At 60.2% G+C, this 17,762-nt stretch carries 14 protein-coding genes; 5 read left to right on the forward strand and 9 right to left on the reverse strand.

Annotated elements, in window-relative coordinates:
- Window positions 1-99 precede the first annotated feature (99 nt).
- Window positions 100-324: a YgdI/YgdR family lipoprotein gene (locus J3Q04_RS13155; RefSeq protein ID WP_420764005.1), complete on the forward strand. Its 225-nt coding sequence runs from the start codon at window positions 100-102 to the stop codon at window positions 322-324.
- A gap of 95 nt (window positions 325-419) precedes the next feature.
- On the opposite strand, the gene J3Q04_RS13160 is transcribed toward J3Q04_RS13155, so the two are convergent.
- Window positions 420-1,322 (reverse strand): LysR family transcriptional regulator, encoded by a 903-nt coding sequence (locus J3Q04_RS13160; RefSeq protein ID WP_434611375.1) that lies wholly within the window; start codon window positions 1,320-1,322, stop codon window positions 420-422.
- Window positions 1,323-1,445: 123 nt separating this feature from the next.
- Between J3Q04_RS13160 and J3Q04_RS13165 the strand changes: the two genes are divergently transcribed.
- Both J3Q04_RS13165 and J3Q04_RS13170 read left to right on the forward strand, forming a co-directional pair.
- Window positions 1,446-2,909 (forward strand): MFS transporter, encoded by a 1,464-nt coding sequence (locus J3Q04_RS13165; protein ID WP_434611579.1) that lies wholly within the window; start codon window positions 1,446-1,448, stop codon window positions 2,907-2,909.
- Between the two features lie 192 nt (window positions 2,910-3,101).
- Window positions 3,102-3,380, forward strand: a complete 279-nt coding sequence (locus J3Q04_RS13170; RefSeq protein WP_003201764.1) for a DUF1652 domain-containing protein — start codon at window positions 3,102-3,104, stop codon at window positions 3,378-3,380.
- A 60-nt stretch (window positions 3,381-3,440) separates the two neighbouring features.
- On the opposite strand, the gene J3Q04_RS13175 is transcribed toward J3Q04_RS13170, so the two are convergent.
- From J3Q04_RS13175 to J3Q04_RS13195, 5 genes are all read right to left on the reverse strand, one after another.
- Complete coding sequence (locus tag J3Q04_RS13175; RefSeq protein WP_434611373.1) at window positions 3,441-5,909, reverse strand: UvrD-helicase domain-containing protein; 2,469 nt, start codon at window positions 5,907-5,909, stop codon at window positions 3,441-3,443.
- Between the two features lie 220 nt (window positions 5,910-6,129).
- Window positions 6,130-7,776, reverse strand: a complete 1,647-nt coding sequence (gene pgm / locus J3Q04_RS13180) for a phosphoglucomutase (alpha-D-glucose-1,6-bisphosphate-dependent) (protein WP_434611371.1) — start codon at window positions 7,774-7,776, stop codon at window positions 6,130-6,132.
- A 90-nt stretch (window positions 7,777-7,866) separates the two neighbouring features.
- A complete protein-coding gene (locus J3Q04_RS13185; protein WP_434564005.1) occupies window positions 7,867-9,264 on the reverse strand; it encodes an aminotransferase class I/II-fold pyridoxal phosphate-dependent enzyme in 1,398 nt (465 codons plus the stop codon).
- Between the two features lie 75 nt (window positions 9,265-9,339).
- The gene (locus J3Q04_RS13190; RefSeq protein WP_420764011.1) at window positions 9,340-10,827 is read right to left on the reverse strand and encodes a hypothetical protein; all 1,488 of its coding nucleotides are present in this window, start codon (window positions 10,825-10,827) and stop codon (window positions 9,340-9,342) included.
- Window positions 10,828-11,497: 670 nt separating this feature from the next.
- Complete coding sequence (locus tag J3Q04_RS13195; protein WP_420764012.1) at window positions 11,498-12,523, reverse strand: zinc-dependent alcohol dehydrogenase family protein; 1,026 nt, start codon at window positions 12,521-12,523, stop codon at window positions 11,498-11,500.
- 258 nt (window positions 12,524-12,781) lie between these two features.
- Here J3Q04_RS13195 and J3Q04_RS13200 point away from each other — a divergent pair, with 258 nt between their 5' ends.
- Window positions 12,782-13,696 (forward strand): LysR family transcriptional regulator, encoded by a 915-nt coding sequence (locus J3Q04_RS13200; protein ID WP_420764013.1) that lies wholly within the window; start codon window positions 12,782-12,784, stop codon window positions 13,694-13,696.
- A gap of 124 nt (window positions 13,697-13,820) precedes the next feature.
- Here J3Q04_RS13200 and J3Q04_RS13205 read toward each other — a convergent pair whose 3' ends face one another.
- Both J3Q04_RS13205 and J3Q04_RS13210 read right to left on the reverse strand, forming a co-directional pair.
- Window positions 13,821-14,327, reverse strand: coding sequence for a nuclear transport factor 2 family protein (locus J3Q04_RS13205; RefSeq protein WP_434611367.1), 507 nt, complete (start codon window positions 14,325-14,327; stop codon window positions 13,821-13,823).
- Between the two features lie 79 nt (window positions 14,328-14,406).
- Complete coding sequence (locus tag J3Q04_RS13210) at window positions 14,407-15,165, reverse strand: SDR family NAD(P)-dependent oxidoreductase (protein ID WP_434611365.1); 759 nt, start codon at window positions 15,163-15,165, stop codon at window positions 14,407-14,409.
- Window positions 15,166-15,386: 221 nt separating this feature from the next.
- Between J3Q04_RS13210 and J3Q04_RS13215 the strand changes: the two genes are divergently transcribed.
- Window positions 15,387-16,844, forward strand: coding sequence for an MFS transporter (locus tag J3Q04_RS13215; protein WP_434611363.1), 1,458 nt, complete (start codon window positions 15,387-15,389; stop codon window positions 16,842-16,844).
- 1 nt (window position 16,845) lies between these two features.
- Here the strand turns inward: J3Q04_RS13215 and J3Q04_RS13220 are convergent, their stop codons facing one another.
- Window positions 16,846-17,706, reverse strand: a complete 861-nt coding sequence (locus J3Q04_RS13220; protein ID WP_434563984.1) for a LysR family transcriptional regulator — start codon at window positions 17,704-17,706, stop codon at window positions 16,846-16,848.
- Between the last annotated feature and the right edge of the window lie 56 nt (window positions 17,707-17,762).

Consider the following 17,762-nt stretch of genomic DNA (forward strand, 5'->3'; position numbering starts at 1 on the left):
GATGAACTTTCCTACAACAAGCGGGACCAATGGCGGTTAACTCAGTGATGGCCCGGTCGAATCAGCTGGGCTTCACCCTTATGCATAGAGGTTATGGATATGAACATCAGGTTTCTGGGCCTGCCCTGGGTCGCCGTGGCATTCCTGGCGCTGGCCGGCTGTGCATCACCAACCGTGGTGACGTTGCAGAACGGTACCCAATACTTGACCGAGGACACCCCCAATACCCGCACGGCGGATGGCTTCTACGAATTCGAAGACATTTCAGGCAAGAAAGTCCGGGTTCGTGCCGATGAAGTCGCCACGATTCGCAAGGAAGACTGAACGGATCCCGGGCCCTCCCCTTGGAGGGCCGGCCGGTCTGTCCACCTGTACCGGACCGACCCCGCCAGTCCATGGCCCTAACCTCGCTGGCTTCGCTATATCGGTTTTTTCCCCGAACATATTTCCCGCAGACAGCCCCTCAACCAACGGTGCACGGGGTCAGCATCCATTCGCGGATGCCAGAGCATTGCGACAGTGAATTCAGGAATCGGGACTGGCAGCGCGAAGCTGTGCATGCCGTGGCGCAGGCGCGTGGTGTAGCGCTCCGGCACGCTGGCAATCAAATCGCTGGACCGCGCGAGCCCCAGGGCAGTGGAAAAACCCGGGACGCAAGTCACGATGTCGCGGGATAGATTCAACGCCCCCAAGGCCTCATCGATCGGGCCATGCTCGATTCCGCGCAGGGAAACGCCGACATGCCTGCCGGCCGCGTAACCGGTTACATCCACCTCGGCCCGACTCAGCGGATGCCCCGCACGCACCACGCCTATGATGCGGTCGACGAACAACGCCTGGGTGCGCAGTTCCGGGCGCGTGTCCTCATCGACGACGGCGGTCTCCAGGTCCACGCTGCCCTCGCGCAGCGCCGTGCCGTCCCGGTCGGTCTTCTCGACAAAACGCAACCGTATTCCTGGGGCGTGCTCGCTTAGGTATGCGATCAGGTCGATCGCGAAGTTCTCCACGAATCCTTGGCGGGTGCGCAACGTAAATGTCCGGTTGATACGGCGCAAGTCCGGGGCCTGCACCGGACGCAAGGCGGCCTGGGCGCCCTGCACCAACTGGCTGACTTGCTCGCGTAGTTCCATGGCCCGGGGCGTTGGAACCAGGCCGCGCCCCGCCCGGACCAGCAACGGGTCCCCCGTCGCCTGCCGCAACCGCGCCAACGCTCGGCTCATGGCCGAGGCACTTAGCCCCAGCCGCCGGGCCGCACCGGCCACGCTGCCTTCGGACAACAACGCATCCAGGGTGACGAGTAGATTCAGGTCGATTGCAGACATTGGCGGGCCTTTGGCTGGGTTGGATGGCGTCACATGCAGCTATAACCTGCAACTCATGCGTCTTCCGCCATGTTAAGCCTCGACGTACCGTTGTAACAGCAGGTTGCAAACAACGGAGACATGATGAAGCCAGCCAATGCAGAACAAAGCTTGCCAACGACAGCGGCTCACTCGCCGAGTACCCCGGTGCGCTGGGCCCTGACCAGCCTCGCACTCTCGACACTGCTGGCGTCACTGGGTGCCAGCGTAGCCACCGTCGCCTTGCCGGTGCTCGCCGAGGCGTTCGAGGCCTCGTTCGCGCAAGTCCAATGGGTCGTGCTGGCCTACCTGCTCGCGATTACCACGCTGATCGTGAGCGTGGGCAGGCTCAGCGACTTGCTGGGCCGGCGCAAGCTGCTGCTGGCAGGCATTGCGCTGTTTACCCTTGCGTCGGCGCTGTGCGCCCTGGCGCCGTCGCTCTGGTGGTTGGTCGCGGCCCGGGCCCTGCAAGGCCTGGGGGCGGCGATCATGATGACCCTGACGCTGGCCCTGGTCGGCGAAACGGTGGAAAAGAGCAGGACTGGCAGCGCCATGGGGCTGCTTGCCACGCTGTCGGCGGTGGGCACCGCCTTGGGCCCGTCCCTGGGCGGCCTGCTGATCACAGGGTTTGGCTGGCACGCACTGTTCTTGATCAACCTGCCCCTGGGCCTGCTGACGCTGCTGTTGGCTTGGCGATTCCTGCCTGTCGTGCCCAGGCCGATTGCCATCGGGCGCTTGCGCTTCGACGGCCTGGGCACACTGTTGCTCGCCACCGGGCTGGGCGCCTATACCTTGGCGATGACCGTCGGACGCACAAGCTTCGGCTGGCTGAACAGCGGGCTGTTACTGGTAGCGGTTATCAGCGGCGGGCTGTTCGTCCAGGTGCAACGTAGGCTCGACTCGCCACTGATTCCCCTGGCGATGTTCCGCGACCGCCCCCTAGTGTCAGGCCTGGCGGCCAGTGCATTGGTCGCGGCGGTCATGATGGCGACTTTGCTGGTCGGCCCGTTCTACTTGTCCATCACCCTCGGTCTGCCTCCGGCAATCGTCGGCTTGGTACTGGCGGCGGGCCCCTGCGTGGCCGCGCTCGCCGGTGTGCCCGCCGGACGCCTGGCTGATCAGTTCGGGGTACGTCCAATGCGGCTAGCCGGGCTGGCGACGATGGTCCTCGGCACCCTGCTCTTGTCGCGGATTCCCCCCACGCAGGGCATTGCGGGCTATGTTCTTGCCATTGCGGTGACTACCCTTGGCTACGCGCTGTTTCAACCCGCGAACAACGCGGCGGTGATGGCGCCGGTCCCCGATGACAAGCGTGGCGTGGTTGCCGGCCTGCTCAATTTATCGCGCAATCTTGGCTTCCTTTCTGGCGCGTCAGTGCTCGGTGCGGTTTTTGCCGCGGTTTTGCCGACCAACGGTATCTCTGTCGCAAGTCCGGAAGACGTAACGAACGGCATGCATCTCACGTTTGCCGCCGGCCTGGCCCTGACCGCCCTGGCGTGGTTGATAAGCGCCGCAACCCGCGTGCCAGAGCGGTTGAAGCAAGGCGCGGAGCGCACCAGCAAACGGTGATGGCGTTCTGAACATTTAGCGTTAGGTCATGACGCAGATCAAAAAAACTGAACCAATCGCCAAACGGACTGAAAAAATCCACGTGCCGTTCATTTTCAAATGCTATTTTTAGTACTCACTGGTAGAGCCAAGATGGCTCTTCCTTCCTGACATGAGCAAAAGGAAGCGCTTGATGAAGAAGGCGGGCTACAGATGAATAAAGGATCTTTCAGCAAGGTAACGTTCCCCAACGCCTGCCAGTTGATGCGCTGGCACTTCCATCCCATGGGCTTCGAAGCCAGCATGGACGCTCCGGGCAGTATGGTTGCCCGGTTATTTGATCGCGCGAGCGGCGAAACCATGATCGCGATTGCAGGCATTCCCTGCGCGACCGTGATGAACGCCCCCGACGTCGAGCGAATTATCGAAGCGGTGGAAGCCGAGCTAGAAGCCTTCGTTCCTCCGGTTGGTTTGCGACGATTCGCCTCATGACGAAAAAAGCCCACATTTTTATGTGGGCTTTTTTGTCGTTACGAGTTTTGCCAAGGCAGCTCAGCCGCGCGCACGGCGGTGATCAGCGAAAAACGGTTTGCCTACCCCGACCCGGTCCGAGGCCTTCGGTGCGTTAGCCGCCTGGCTGTCTTGACCATCGACATACCAGTAGCAATGCTGCACCGTCCGTGTAATGCCCACATACGCCAAGCGCAGGATCTCATCGCGCTGCGCCGAGTCGTAAGGTTCGGCGTCGCCTTCCTGGCCCAACCCAGCCATTCGATACACCTGGTTCTTGTACGGCGAACGGGTCAAATGTTGGCAGTCGCCTATCAAGAACACCGCATCCGCCTGGAGACCCTTGGCGCTATGGTAGGTCATCTGCCTGAGGCGCCTTTGAGAATACGGTAAGCTAGAATCCACCTTAACTGTTGGCTCAATATACTTTTGTATCAATAGCTTATCGCTACTTTTTCGATACAACATCAAGATCGAATCGCCGTTGCGGTAGTGCTCGCCGAGCCGCCTCGCCAAGCCTTCGTCGTCCCGCTCCAGCACATTGACCGGGCTCGGCGAACGAGGCTCTCCACTGGCCTTGGCTTTTTTGCCGGGAATGGAAGGCGTCGTACCAACGATATGTTCGGCCGCGTCGATGATGTATTGGTGGCTGCGGTAATTCTCGGTGAGCATGACCCGCGTATTCGCCGGTGATGGAAATTGCTTGTTGAATCCCACGAAAAAACTCGGCGAACTGCCACGCCACCCGTAGATCGACTGCCAGTCGTCACCCACGCACAGCAACGACGACCGCTGGGCGCCCCGCCCCACATGCATGGCGGGCCCGCGCTTGCGCACCTCACTTAGGGTCGCTCGCAGCCAGGAGACGATCTGTGGCGAAACGTCCTGGAACTCATCGATCATCAAATGTGACATCGACCTCAGCAGCGCGTCATCGAGCAGCTTGAAGTTCTCCGGCGAATGCTCGCTGAACAGCGAGAACATCCGGTTGTAGGTCATGACCGGAGGGGACTGGTCGAGCAAATGGTCCTCGAAAGCCCGCCAGAAACGGCTCAGCGCCTCGAAAAAATACCGATCCGGGTCGTCCTTGGAGAAACACAGCCTGCCCACGGCGTCCGGGACATCCAGGCCGAGGTTTTCGATGAAGCCCGCCGCCGAAACGAAACAATCCAGCAACGGTGCCGAAGCCAACTCGCCCTTTATCTTGTAATCAAAGCCGGGACCCGCCGTGCCGTTGCCCGCCAGCGAGGCGAGGACCCGCCCGGCCTCTTCATAGCTTTCGAGCCAAATCAACGGCTTACGGCAGAAAGCTTGAAACAGAGTTCGCTTAACTGCCCATTCGGCGCGCAGGCTGAGCTTGGCGCCGGGCCGACTCAGTTGAGTATTTTCTCGCGGATCGAACCCTAGCATCACCCAGGCATCGAGGGTCGGTATGTAGCCGTGGCAATGAAACCTCGACCCATTGATCTCAAACGTTTCGCGCTTGGGCTCAACCCCTTTGATCGGCCAGACGCCCGCGCGAAACCAGAGGTCTTCGATCGCATCGCACAACGCTTCGTCGCGCTGGGCCGCCAGCTCGGTCACAGCGATGCGCTTTTGCACATCCGGGTGGTCGCGCTCCAGTTCCTTGAGCTGCAAGGCGTGACGGGAAAGTGACGTCATCAGCGCACGGAACCGCTCGTCACGCTGATAAAGCCCGTGATAGCAGGCGTTGAGCTGCTGGCGCTGGGCATCGTTGATGCGCAGATCGAACGGATTGCCTTGGCCGTCCTCATCATCAGGCCCGGTTCGATGGCTCAGGGTCTCGAACGCCTGGAGCCGCTCGAATCCCGGCAAACTGCGGACCATGGGCAGGATACGAGAATGGAAGGTGCGCACCAGTTCGCGCGCCTCCTTCAACCCGATCGCCCGCCCCCAAAGCGCAAAGACCGAGATGAGCTTCTCGATGAAATCCTTGCGCGACTCCCGGGTAAATGTCACCACGGTCATCGAGCCCAGCTCGAAGCCCAGGTACTGTGAGAGCAGCACGATGCGCAGCACCAAGGTGGTGGACTTGCCCGCGCCCGCGCCCGCAACGACCGACGTCGCCGGCGTATCGCTGAAGATCATTTTCCATTGGGCGCTGCTGGGTTGCGCCTGCGCCGGCAACAGCCGGGCAACGTCAGCCTTCATGCGTTTTTTCAGCTCGGCCGTCAGGGGGAAGCGCCAGTCATCGAACAGCAGGTCATCGACTTGGGGAGCGGGATGTTCAGTGCTTCGCGAATCCCGGATCAACAGGACCTGGCGACCCTCTTCCAACCCCTCAGCTTTGCCTTCACTGAAACCATAGTCAAACCCGGCGGTGTGGCCGCTTCGAAAGCCATCGGCCTGACCGTGCAGCCAGGACGCCCGGTGTTGGGCGCGCAAACGTGTCAGGCCGTGGCCGAATAAACGCGCGGCCAGGCGCTTGAACCAGGGCATCTGGGCCAGGGGCAAGAGGTCGGAGGGAAGATCGGGACGGTGTTGCGGCACGCTTGGGGACTCCGGAGTTCAGAACCATGGCGACTATGGTGTCTGGATTTACCGGCGGATTCCAGCCAAAAGCTTTTAAGTCATGGATTTAGGCGATGAAATGAAAGTGCCATGGCAGGTTGGTATCGCAAGGTTTGCTGGCATGGCAATGCTTCGCGAGCAGGGTCACCCACCCCTGTATTGGCATCGCTGCAAATACAGGGGGGAGCGTAACGTTCGGTTACTGCCCGGAAATGGCCCCGTCCACCAGCGCCTGGGCTTCGACCACCAGTTGTTTAAGGTGCTCGTCGCTCACGAAGCTCTCCGCATAGATCTTGTAGATGTCTTCAGTGCCCGACGGACGCGCTGCGAACCAGCCGTTCTCGGTCATCACTTTCAGGCCGCCGATGGCCTGGTCGTTGCCTGGCGCATGGCTGAGGATGTTCTTGATCGCCTCCCCGGCCAGTTCGGTGGACTGGACCTGGTCCGGCGACAACTTGCTCAGCAGTGCTTTTTGCTGCGGGCTGGCCTTGGCGTCGACCCGCACCGAGAACGGTTCACCCAACTCATCCGTCAGGGCGCGATAGGCCTGGCTTGGATCGCGACCCGTGCGAGCGGTCATTTCCGCAGCCAGTAACGCCGGAATCAGACCGTCCTTGTCGGTACTCCAGACGCCACCGTCCTTGCGCAGGAACGAGGCGCCGGCGCTTTCTTCGCCGCCGAAACCGAGGGAACCGTCGAACAGCCCATCGGCAAACCACTTGAAGCCCACCGGGACTTCATAGAGGCGTCGTCCCAGACGGTTGGCCACGCGATCGATCAGGCCACTGCTGACGACAGTCTTGCCGACAGCGGCATCGGCACGCCATTGCGGGCGGTTCTGGAACAGGTAGTCGATCGACACTGCCAGGTAGTTGTTCGGCGCCAGCAGGCCGCCGCTCGGAGTCACGATACCGTGGCGGTCATGATCCGGGTCACAGGCGAACGCCACGTCAAAACGTTCTTTCAGGCCGATCAGGCCTTGCATGGCGTGACTGGAGGATGGGTCCATGCGGATTTGCCCATCCCAGTCGACCGTCATGAAGCGGAAGGTCGAATCGACGTGAGTATTGACCACGTCCAGATCCAGTCGATAGTGCTCGGCGATGGCCGGCCAGTAGCGCACGCCCGCGCCACCCAGCGGGTCGACGCCCAAGCGCAACCCGGCATTGCGAATGGCATCAAAATCGATGACGTTGACCAGATCTGCCACGTAGGTATTGAGGAAATCATGGCGGTGGGTGGTGTCGGCCTTGAGCGCCTGTTCGTAGCTGATGCGCTTGACGCCGGCCAGCTGGTTGGCGAGCAGCTCATTGGCCTTGGCTTCGATCCATTTGGTGATATGGGTATCCGCCGGGCCACCGTTGGTGGGGTTGTACTTGTAGCCACCGCTTTGCGGCGGATTATGGGACGGCGTGATGACGATGCCATCGGCCAGGCCAGTGGTGCGGCCTCGGTTGTAGCAGAGGATGGCGTGGGAAACGGCCGGCGTAGGGGTGTATTCATCGCCTTCGGCAATCATCACGGTGACACCGTTGGCGGCCAGCACTTCCAGGGCGCTGGCTGCCGCGGGGGTCGACAACGCATGGGTGTCGATGCCGACGAACAGCGGCCCATCGATACCTTGGGCTTCGCGGTAAAGGCAAATCGCCTGGCTGATGGCCAGCACATGCCATTCATTGAAGCCCAGGTCGAAAGAACTGCCGCGGTGCCCCGAGGTGCCGAAAGCGACGCGCTGGGTCGCGACCGAGGCATCGGGTCGGCCCGTGTAATAGGCCGTAACCAGTCGCGGGATATCGATCAACAACTCTGCCGGTGCCGGCTTGCCCGCAAATGGACTGACTGTCATGCAAAACCTCGGAATGAAGTGGCTCGAAAATGGATGCAGTTTACTGACAGTTCGACCATCACGCGATGGGTTCGATCCCTGGCCCAGCGATCAAGATTGCTCGAGCTTCAAAGCGTCGGCCAATGCAGATAGGGCGGCCTGCCGATCGTCCACTGAGCTGAATGCGTGGGTCAGGCGCAGATGCTGGCCGTACATCCCCTGGATGCTGAACAATTCTCCCGGCGCGATGACGATTCGACGGGCCAGCAGGCGCTGAAAGACCCGGCGCATGTCAGCTGGGCGCGAAGTTCGCGCCCAGACCGTCGCCCCTCCTTCGGGCTCCACCCATTGCAGGCAATCACTCACCCGCTCGCGCAACAATTGCGAGGTCGACGCGGCGCTTTCCCGTAGCAAGCGGCGCAAGACCAGGAGGTGCTGGTCGATCCTTCCATTGCTGTACAGGCGTGCAATCGCCTTCTGGCGAATCGGCGACAGGCGAAATGCGCGCAGCAGGAAGTGCCGTTGCAAGGTCAACGTCAGTTGCCTGGACAGCACGTAACCGTAGGGCGCCTCGGCACCGATGGTTTTCTCGAACGTGGAGTAGACAATCAGGCGATCCGGGTCCAGCAGATCCCGAAATGGCGTGCTCCCTGGCTCGAATACCAAGTCGGTGTAGCTATCGTTCTCCAGCACCCAGGTACCGTATCGTTCGAGCAACCGCGCCACGGCGCGGCGATTACCCTCGCTCGCGCGCGTCCCCCTGGGCATGCTCAAGACCGAGGACAGCACCACCAGGCTCACCGTTTCGCTCGCAAGCAATCGCTCCAGTTGCTCGACGTCCATGTCCCCGCCCGCCGGTGATGGCAGCTCGATCACTTGCACATCGGCCGCTTGCAGCAGGCGCAGGACAGTCCAGTCGCCGGGCGACTCCATCAGCACCGTCGCCCCCTTGAGGGCCAATACCGCGATGAGGATCTCCAGGACACCTCGCAGGTCGGCACCGATATAAACGTCGTCGGCATTCCAGCATCGGGCCGGTGAAGACGTATAGCGAGCCGCAAGGGCCGTTCGCAGCTCCTGTTCGCCCCAGGGTTGTGAGGGCAATTGTGAAGCGCGCGGGTATTGGCGGAGCAACTCGCGCTCGAGCAAAAGCAGCGGGCTGTCCAGCGGCTGCAGGGAAGCCGGCTCATCATCGCTGAGCACCAGCATGCCAGGCCTGCGGGCGTTGACATACAAGGTTTCGAGCAAATCCTCACCGTCGCCCAGGTCGGCAACGCAGGGCACCGGCGACGCGTAGTAACCGGACTTGGCGATCGAATACACGCGCCCTTCCTTCTCCAGTAGCGAGTAGGCGTACTGGATCGTCGAGATGGATACGCTCAGGCGCTCGGACAACTGCCGCAACGATGGCAATCGCACCTTGGCGTCTGCGCCAAGCTCATTGATGAGGTTCGTCAGGTATCGGTAGACCGCCTGGTAGGCGAAATCTGTTTCCCGGCCTACCTTCATGAGCCCGCGCCAACGATACGAGCCATGGCCAGCCGTGCCGGGACGAGAAAAGCCAACCCCTTCAAACCCCGTTCCTCAGCGTCGCGCCGAGCGTTCGCGCAATCCATCGGTACCCTGCTCATCTTCATCCGTATCGAAGCCTTGCTCGACTGATTGCGGGCCGACCACCGAAACCGCCCCCCGTTCCGCAGGGACGAGTCGGACGCGGTACAACTTGCCAAGCATCGGGATAGACAGGCCGCTGACATCCACCATCCATTGCGCAACCTGATCGGCGACGGTCCCTCCCTGCAAGGCTTTGTGCAGGTCCGGCATTGCCACCAGCATGCCCGGATGGCTACAGCGCAGGAAATGCTCCAGCCCCGCGCCATTGTCCACGAAGGGCGCAAACAGCATGCACACCAGTTGGGTTTCATTGAGCCTCAGGGTGTTTTGCACCTCGTTGGCTGCCTGGGCGCGACGCTCGGGGATGGCCGCCGGCGAGCCGAACAGTTCCTGGACCTGTTGGCAGACATGGAGGGGTAATTGCTTGCGATGCATGAGCATGACAGTGCGCTGCACATAGTCGCCATAGCCGGTTTCATAGCTGCGGCCTTGCAGATAGCAGGCCTGCAAGCCGTACAGGTGAGCGGACAGGAACGGACTGAGGAACTCATGCTCGATCGTTGGCGCAACCAGCCCATCGGGACGTACCCGCAGAAATTCACTGAACAGAGGCCAGTTGTTTTCCTCCAGGCGATCGACGATCAGGTCGTCGATGCTGATATGCCCTATCCGCCGACAGGCCTCGAACTGACCTTCGGGCCGCCACGGCCCCAGGCGGGCCCGGCCATAGAACTGTTGGAAGAAATCGCCGCCTATCGTGTCGAGCTGCATGAACAGGCCGTCGAAGCCACAACTCGGATCGACAGGCTGGCCGACCTTGCGGGTCGCACGATGAAGGCCCGCCATGAATTGCTTCTGCTGGCGTGGCGTGTCGCTGCTGACCCATGAATCGACGCCCGACTCCCAGCGCGCCACATGCCTGTAGAATTCCGCCATTGCCAGGTAGCCCTCATCCCCCAGGCCCAAGAGGCTGTCGGACGGACGCAGGTGGCCCAGCATCAGCATGTGGGTCCGATTGGACTCATACCACGCCTCCGAAGGTGCCTTGCGATGGTCGAATGGCACCACCTCACGGTTGTCGGCCATGAGCAGCTCCACCCTGGGGTCGTCGTAGAGGAACAGCGCGCTGTAGCAGCGATGAATATTCTCCAGGCTGGCCTGGGTCGTCTCCCCCAGGCGAGGCGTGGCGACGCGAAGATCGAACGTCGCCGGGTGCCGACCGGCGATGCTCAATTGCGCCGCTCGCAAGGCTGTCAGGACGTAGAACCCCTCCCGGCTCCCATTCTGCACCGACAGCACCCGGTAATCGCCGATTCGCTCGATGCCCCCAGCGGCGACGATCAAGCGTTGGATCAGGAGCTGCAGTGCAGTCCGTTCCGCTCGGGAATAAAAATCCAGCAAGCGTTGCAATACTTGCTGGTAAACGTAAGTCATTGCCTGTTCATGAATTGCACTCATAACCATTTACCTGGAAATTCGATTATCGGCGTCGCGCCCGCACCAATCCGATTGCGCGACGCAGTGTTCTGAATATTGCTTTGTTATTGCCAACAGTATTGGCAATACGCTCCACATTTGCCTTGGGTAATCATTTGACACATACGAGGCAACTTGACCCCGCCGCCTCATCAGAGCCCAGGAAAACCCCGCAATCATTGCCCCTCGCTGAACAATCGTTACATCCTAGGAGATTTCTTACAACTTCCCACAGACTAGAGAGACAACAGATAAAGAACATGCCGAAAAGCAACTCTCCTGTTGACCAACTCGATTTTCCCCATGATCGACGGGCAGGACCAAAGCAACTACCATCCGGGCCATTTTGAATATTCGCTGAAGGGTCGAAACCTGAGTAAAGTCTGTATTGCGCCACGACTTCTTCCTTGAGTTGGAAACAAGCGTTCAATTATCAGCACTTAAATAATGATTAGAAGATACAGATTGGCGCCAAAAACCAGTTCAGTTGCGCGACTTCGGTTTTCAACGCGGGGAAAAGCGGCATAGGTAACGCGCACAAGCAGGCGCAGGGCCGCCTTGGATAAGGCAAGACGCAATGAAAAGGCGCGTGGCCAGGCAGGCCAGGGCCGCGCAAGAGCCGAAACCGCTGGCTCTTGCGCAAGGAGGGGAATCAGGCGGGGTCGACCACCTGAAGGGCAACACGTTCGCGGCAAGGGCATTCGCCCATGTAGCGGTGGGCCTCGACGAACTCGGAGAAGGGAAAGACCCGAGTCTTGAGTGGCAACACGACACGATCGGCGGTGAGCTGGTTGATATCACGCAATGCGCGCTGCAAGGCCACCTGGTCCTGGACAATCCCCAGTTCCGGCTTGCCGGTGAAATTGCCGATGCAGTGCACGAAGAACTGGATGTTCTTCTGGAAGGCCGCGCAAGCCGGAAATGGCGTCTGGTTGCCACCCTGCAAGCCATACAGCACCAGGCTGCCACGAGGTGCCAGCACGTCACCCAGGAGCGACATCTGCGGACCGCCAAGGCCGTCGAACACGACGTCGACGCCACGATTGTCCGTCAGCTTGTTGATTTGCATCAGCAAGTCCTGCTCTTCGGTAACGATCACCTTTTCGGCGCCCAGCGACAGCAGATATTCGCGCTCGTCGGCAGTCTTGGTCGCTGCGATCACCCGCACACCCAAGGCCTTGCCCAGCTGCACGAACGACGGACCGGCGCAATGGCTGGCATCGGTGACCAGGGCAAACTGCCCAGGCTTGACCCGTGCCAGGTCCATGTAGGCGAAGTAGGCGATCAACAGCGGCGTGTAATGCACCGCGGCCTCGATTGGGCTGAGCACGTCGGGATAGCGAGTCAGCGCGGTGCGTGGCAGCACGATGACCTCGCCATACACCGGATAATCGTTCGGACTCTCTGCGGGGAAGCTGGCGACCTTGTCGCCGACGGCCAGATCGTCGACACCGTCGCCGATGGCGGTGACCACGCCAGCCATTTCATGGCCAAGCCCCGAAGGCAGGCGCGCCTGGGACGACGCCAGGTTCTGGCGCCACAGGGTGTCATACCAGCTGATGCCGATCGCTTCGACGCGGACCTGCACTTCTCCCGGCGCAGGAAGAGCCGCCGCATGCTCTTCGCATTTGAGCACCTCGGCACCACCAAACTTGTGAAAACGGATCGTGCGGGACATCGCAAACCTCGTCAAAGTAACCTCTAATGCCATGAACTCTATCCGGGCTTTGTAGCCAAGACCACCAGTGGCTATTAATAGTCGACATGCCTGTCATTGATTCCGCAGCAAGAAAACCTAACCAGTCCTGTAGGACTTATCCCTAAGAAAATGCATTTACCCGATGCAGAGTACCAGCCTTTCCCCGTAAGATTCATGCCGGTCATTGTTCCCATATGGCCGCCCACGTCAAGCTTGCCGAATCTGCCAGGACCCCAGATGAATCGTAATGACCTGCGTCGTGTCGACCTGAACCTGTTGATCGTGTTCGAAACATTGATGCATGAACGCAGTGTGACCCGCGCCGCCGAGAAGCTGTTTCTCGGCCAGCCGGCCATCAGCGCCGCGCTGTCGCGCCTGCGCAGCCTGTTCGATGACCCCTTGTTCGTGCGCACCGGGCGCAGCATGGAACCCACCGCCCGAGCGGTGGAAATCTTCGCCCTGCTCTCTCCGGCCCTGGATTCAATCTCCACCGCGGTCAGCCGGGCGGCGGAATTCGACCCGGCCACCAGCACTTCGGTGTTTCGCATCGGCCTGTCGGACGATGCCGAATTCGCCCTCCTGCCCATGCTGCTCAAGCGCCTGCGAGCCGAAGCACCGGGCATTGTGCTGGTGGTGCGCCGGGTCAATTACATCCTGATGCCGGGCTTGCTGGCCTCGGGGGAAATCTCCATCGGCGTCAGCTATACCGACGACTTGCCGGCCAATGCCAAACGCAAGGTATTGCGTCGCAGTTCGCCGAAAGTGCTACGGGCCGACACCGCGCCGGGACGGCTGACCCTGGACGAATTCTGCGCCCGGCCCCACGCCCTGGTGTCATTCGCCGGGGATTTGAGCGGCTTTATCGATGAAGAACTGGAAAAACTCGACCGCAAGCGCCATGTGGTACTGGCGGTTCCGCAATTCAACGGCCTGAGCACACTGTTATCGGGCACCGACATCATCGCCACCGTACCCGATTACACCGCCGACGCATTGACCGCCGCCGGCGGCGTGCGCGCCGAAGACCCACCCATCCCGGTGCGAAGCTTCGAACTGCACATGGCTTGGCGGGGATCACAGGATAATGACCCGGGAGAACGCTGGTTGCGGTCGCGGATCCAGATGTTTTTTGGCGACCCTGAGAGTCTTTAGATTTCGTCCGGCAGGCTGTTTAGCTGATCATTTCTGACTCTTTACCGGTCGTGGCGATCCATTCACACCGGGCAGCGCTCGTCGTTCGCGCCACTCACTACTCACTGGACGTCATGCAAACACGTCATTTCTGTGAAAGCATGTTCAGGCGCTGATGTTGATCCGCTGTGTACTTTTCATCGCCCGCTACAGGTACCCAATCCTTTAAAGGTGTCAGAAAGTGCAGTTCAAAACGACGTGACAGGAACGCCCATTTTCCGTCGCGACGTTCAAACCTGTCGTGGTACAGCCCACTGGCTTGAACCGGACCTTTTTCAATGTCATGGAACAGGCAATCCGCGGCCACCGTACCCGCCGCGCTGTCACCCTTGATTTCGATCAGTGGGTTGGCCATCCAGTGGTGCATATAAGGCATCTGGTGCCAGCTGTTTTGCGCCATCGCCAGGATTTCGTCACGGTTTCCGGCCTTACCGAAACCCGGTAAATCCAGTGTCGATTCTTCGTGCCAGATTGCGCTCAGGAGCAACACGTCAACGCGATCGAAGGCATTGGCGTAGGCGCTGATCAGCGACTCGATTGCGGCGCGACTTTCCAGGGCGTTCAGTCGGGTGCTCAGTTCTTCAATGTTCATGATGAGGTTCCCTGCTGAGACTTCGCAAAAGCGAAAAAGGCAACCCTCTGCGAGGGCTGCGCTGCGGTTAAGCAAGTGTTCAGATCTGCGACAGGCCGCCGTCGACCATCAGCTCCACACCGTTGACGTATTTCGCATCGGCGGATGCAAGGAACAGCGCCGACGAGGCGATTTCTTCAGGTTGGGCCATATACCCCAGCGGAGTGATCTGCTCGACATGTTGTCGCAGCGCGGCGATGTCGCGTTCGCTCATCTTCAAGCCGTTATCCATCAGAGGCGTGCGGGTGAAGCCAGGGCTCAGGACATTCGCTCGAATCCTGCGACCTTTGAGTTCGTTGGCCCAAGTCCTTGCGAAGGACCGCACCGCGGCCTTGGATGCGTTGTAAAGGCTCAGCCCTTCCATCCCGTTGCTGGAACAGATAGAGGCCGTCAACACGATCGAAGCGCCATCTTTCAACAATGGCATTAACGTCTGAACGGTAAAAAAAACGCCCTTTACGTTAATGTCGAACATATTGAAATAAGCCGTCTCCGTGGTCTCGCCCACCGGGTTTTTTTCACAAATGCCCGCGTTGGCAAACACTGCGTCCAATTGATCGTCACGGGCCACAATGGTCGCCTTGAGCTTATCGAGATCAGCCTGGCGCGCGACATCCGAAATGACCGCGACGGCTCTGTCGCCCAGCTTTGCCACCGCAGCTTCCAGCGTGGCTGCAGAGCGACCCGTGATGTAAACACGCTTGGCTCCCTCTGCAATCAAACCCTGCGCAATCGCAAATCCGATCCCGGTGGATGCGCCGGTGACAACTGCAACCTGATTGGCGAATTTACCTGACATATCTGACTCCTCAGCCTCGGTTGTGTGGCTCGATTGAAACCACAGCACGGCCATTTTGAGAGGAGTCAGGGGCTGAGCGGCACTGCCAAAAATGAACATTGGCCGTTCAGTTATGTGAGGCGTCAGCGAAGGTTTGATCGTTTAGATTCGAGTCAGCTGATTCAGAGCATGACCCGCAATCGAGAATATCTGGAACCGAAGTGTTCCAGGAAGGAGACCTTATGCCTCAGATTAAAATCGCCCCCCCGGAACCGCGGCGCTGGTTGATGTTCGCCATCTTGTTGGTCGGTGCGTTTTTACCGCCGCTGGATTTTTTCATCGTCAACGTAGCACTGCCCTCGATTCAACAATCGCTGGGCACGGCCTCCTCCGCCGAACAGTTGATCATCTCGTCATATGCGGCTCTTTATGCCGTGACATTGATCACCGGGGGTCGGCTCGGCGATATCTACGGCCGCATGAGAATGTTCTTCGTTGGCCTGGTTGGCTTTGCAATCGCCTCATTGATCTGCGGTGTCGCCGAGTCACCTTGGATGTTGATCGCCGGACGTTCGCTGCAAGGCGTGACGGCAGCGGTCATGGCGCCCCAGGCACTCGCTTCAGTGCAGGCCATATTCCCTGAGTCCGAAAAACCTTTGGCGTTGAGCCTCTATGGCGCAGTCTTTGGTCTGGCGTCGGTAGTCGGCCAGGCCCTTGGCGGAATATTGATATCGCTCAACTTGATGGGCTTGGGGTGGCGGGCGATATTTCTTGTGAATTTACCGATTGCGTTACTGGTGATTCTGATCGCCATTGCGGTGGTCAAGGAAACCCGCGCACCACATACAAGCAAGCTTGATCTGGGCGGAACGGTACTGTCCATGGTGACGCTGGGAGCGCTGATCGTGCCGCTGATCGAGGGGCGTGAAGCGGGCTGGCCTTTGTGGGCCTGGCTGTCGCTTGCGGCGGTGCCGCTGCTGGCCTGGCTGTTCTGGCGCTACGAAGCGCGTTTGCACCAAGCGCAAGGCGCGCCGTTGCTGAATCCTGCCGTACTGCGCGCGCCTGGGTTGGGCCGGGCACTGTTCGTCGCTCTGACCTTTTACGCGATCGGCGTGTTTTTTCTGCTGTTTTCTATTTATTTACAGGGAGCGCTGCATACGAGCCCACTCAATGCAGGCCTCGTCTTCCTTCCTTTCGGCGCGGGCTTTTTGCTGGGACCGCTCTCCACTCCTCACTTCAGGCATTTGCTGGGGGCGTACGTCAATCCGGTCGGGATGGGACTTGAAGTGTTGGGGCTCATGCTCCTGGCCTGGCTCGTGGCGCACACGCCGATGTCCGTCAGCCCCGCTGCGCTACCCCTTGCCGTCATTCTGTTTCTGATCGGCTTCGGACAAGGACTGGCCCTTCCGACATTGATGCGCATGATCACAGGGCGCGTGGCGCCAGCGTACTCCGGCATGATTGCGGGCATTACCAGCTCTACTCTGCAAATCAGCACATCACTGAGTGTCGCGATAATAGGCGGAGTTTTTTACACCCTTCTAGGCACGGACACAGACGCGGCTGCCATCACCCACGCCTTCACCGTCTCAATACTCTGTATCGCGGCATGCCTGGTCGTAGGCACGGGACTCAGCCTTACCCTGGCGCGCCAACCTGCTGCGCAACTGCAAACGACAGCCATGCACCCAGCGGAGTGAGTCAACCGCCTGCCTGGTTGCCGATCATGATGGAAGCAAGGTCGGCAAGAGCACGCAGGCTGTCCATCTGCCGCATGTCCTGGTGGTAGCCCATCCATATGTCGCGGCCCGGTGGCGCCTCATGCGGATCAATCAGGCGCAGCGCCGTTAACCGGTCGCCCAGGGCGCGGGGCAGCACAGCGATGCCCTGCCCTTGCGCGCACATCTGCGCCTGGACGGTGCGACTACTACTGGTGAACACCGTACGGGCCAGAGGGTAACGCTGCCGCAGCCACTGCACATCGGGATAATGTGATTGGGCGACACTCATGGTAATCAAGCCAACCCCCTCGCCCTGCGGCTCGAGGTCAGGAGATCCGACGGCGGTGTACAGCCCATAGCTCAGGGAAGTGAGTTTGCGGTGAACAATATCGGGTTCGGTGAAAGGAACGATCCGAAACGCGATGTCGGCGTCGCGACGGGCAAGGTCGAACAATCGATGCCCGGCGATGACCTCGGGCACGATCAACGGATAACGTCGCCCCAGTTCGCTCAGAACCGGGGCCAGCACGTAACAGGCAAACCAGTCAGCGCAGGAGATGCGCAACACACCTTCTGGCTGCGCGCTGTCGCCCGCAAGGCGCCGCTCGATGGCCAACGCACTTTGCTCCATTTGCTGCGCCAGGCTGAGTAGCTTCTCTCCGCTCTCGGTCAGTATCAGACCTTGGGTGGTACGCAGGAAAATGGGCTGGCCGCTGGACTGTTCAAGCACCTGCAAGCGCCGCCCCACGGTCGGATGGCTAACACCCAACAGCTTGGCAGCAGCGCCCAATGACCCACTGCGGGCAATCGCGAGAAAGACCCGCACATCACTCCAATCCATGCTCCGCCCCGATGCAAAAATGAAGAGTTAGAGTGCAGCAATGGCAATGCCGTAGC

The sequence above is a fragment of the Pseudomonas sp. D4-21 genome, assembly GCF_051132125.1.
Taxonomy (GTDB): domain Bacteria; phylum Pseudomonadota; class Gammaproteobacteria; order Pseudomonadales; family Pseudomonadaceae; genus Aquipseudomonas.

Bases quoted from the DNA above. Each gene is read 5' to 3' on its own strand.
- J3Q04_RS13155 (WP_420764005.1), top strand. From the start codon at position 100: ATGAACATCAGGTTTCTGGGCCTGCCCTGGGTCGCCGTGGCATTCCTG.
- J3Q04_RS13220 (WP_434563984.1), bottom strand. From the start codon at position 17,706: ATGGATTGGAGTGATGTGCGGGTCTTTCTCGCGATTGCCCGCAGTGGG.
- J3Q04_RS13205 (WP_434611367.1), bottom strand. From the start codon at position 14,327: ATGAACATTGAAGAACTGAGCACCCGACTGAACGCCCTGGAAAGTCGC.
- J3Q04_RS13215 (WP_434611363.1), top strand. From the start codon at position 15,387: ATGCCTCAGATTAAAATCGCCCCCCCGGAACCGCGGCGCTGGTTGATG.
- pgm (WP_434611371.1), bottom strand. From the start codon at position 7,776: ATGACAGTCAGTCCATTTGCGGGCAAGCCGGCACCGGCAGAGTTGTTG.
- J3Q04_RS13165 (WP_434611579.1), top strand. From the start codon at position 1,446: ATGAAGCCAGCCAATGCAGAACAAAGCTTGCCAACGACAGCGGCTCAC.
- J3Q04_RS13190 (WP_420764011.1), bottom strand. From the start codon at position 10,827: ATGAGTGCAATTCATGAACAGGCAATGACTTACGTTTACCAGCAAGTA.
- J3Q04_RS13170 (WP_003201764.1), top strand. From the start codon at position 3,102: ATGAATAAAGGATCTTTCAGCAAGGTAACGTTCCCCAACGCCTGCCAG.
- J3Q04_RS13210 (WP_434611365.1), bottom strand. From the start codon at position 15,165: ATGTCAGGTAAATTCGCCAATCAGGTTGCAGTTGTCACCGGCGCATCC.
- J3Q04_RS13160 (WP_434611375.1), bottom strand. From the start codon at position 1,322: ATGTCTGCAATCGACCTGAATCTACTCGTCACCCTGGATGCGTTGTTG.
- J3Q04_RS13200 (WP_420764013.1), top strand. From the start codon at position 12,782: ATGAATCGTAATGACCTGCGTCGTGTCGACCTGAACCTGTTGATCGTG.
- J3Q04_RS13185 (WP_434564005.1), bottom strand. From the start codon at position 9,264: ATGAAGGTAGGCCGGGAAACAGATTTCGCCTACCAGGCGGTCTACCGA.
- J3Q04_RS13195 (WP_420764012.1), bottom strand. From the start codon at position 12,523: ATGTCCCGCACGATCCGTTTTCACAAGTTTGGTGGTGCCGAGGTGCTC.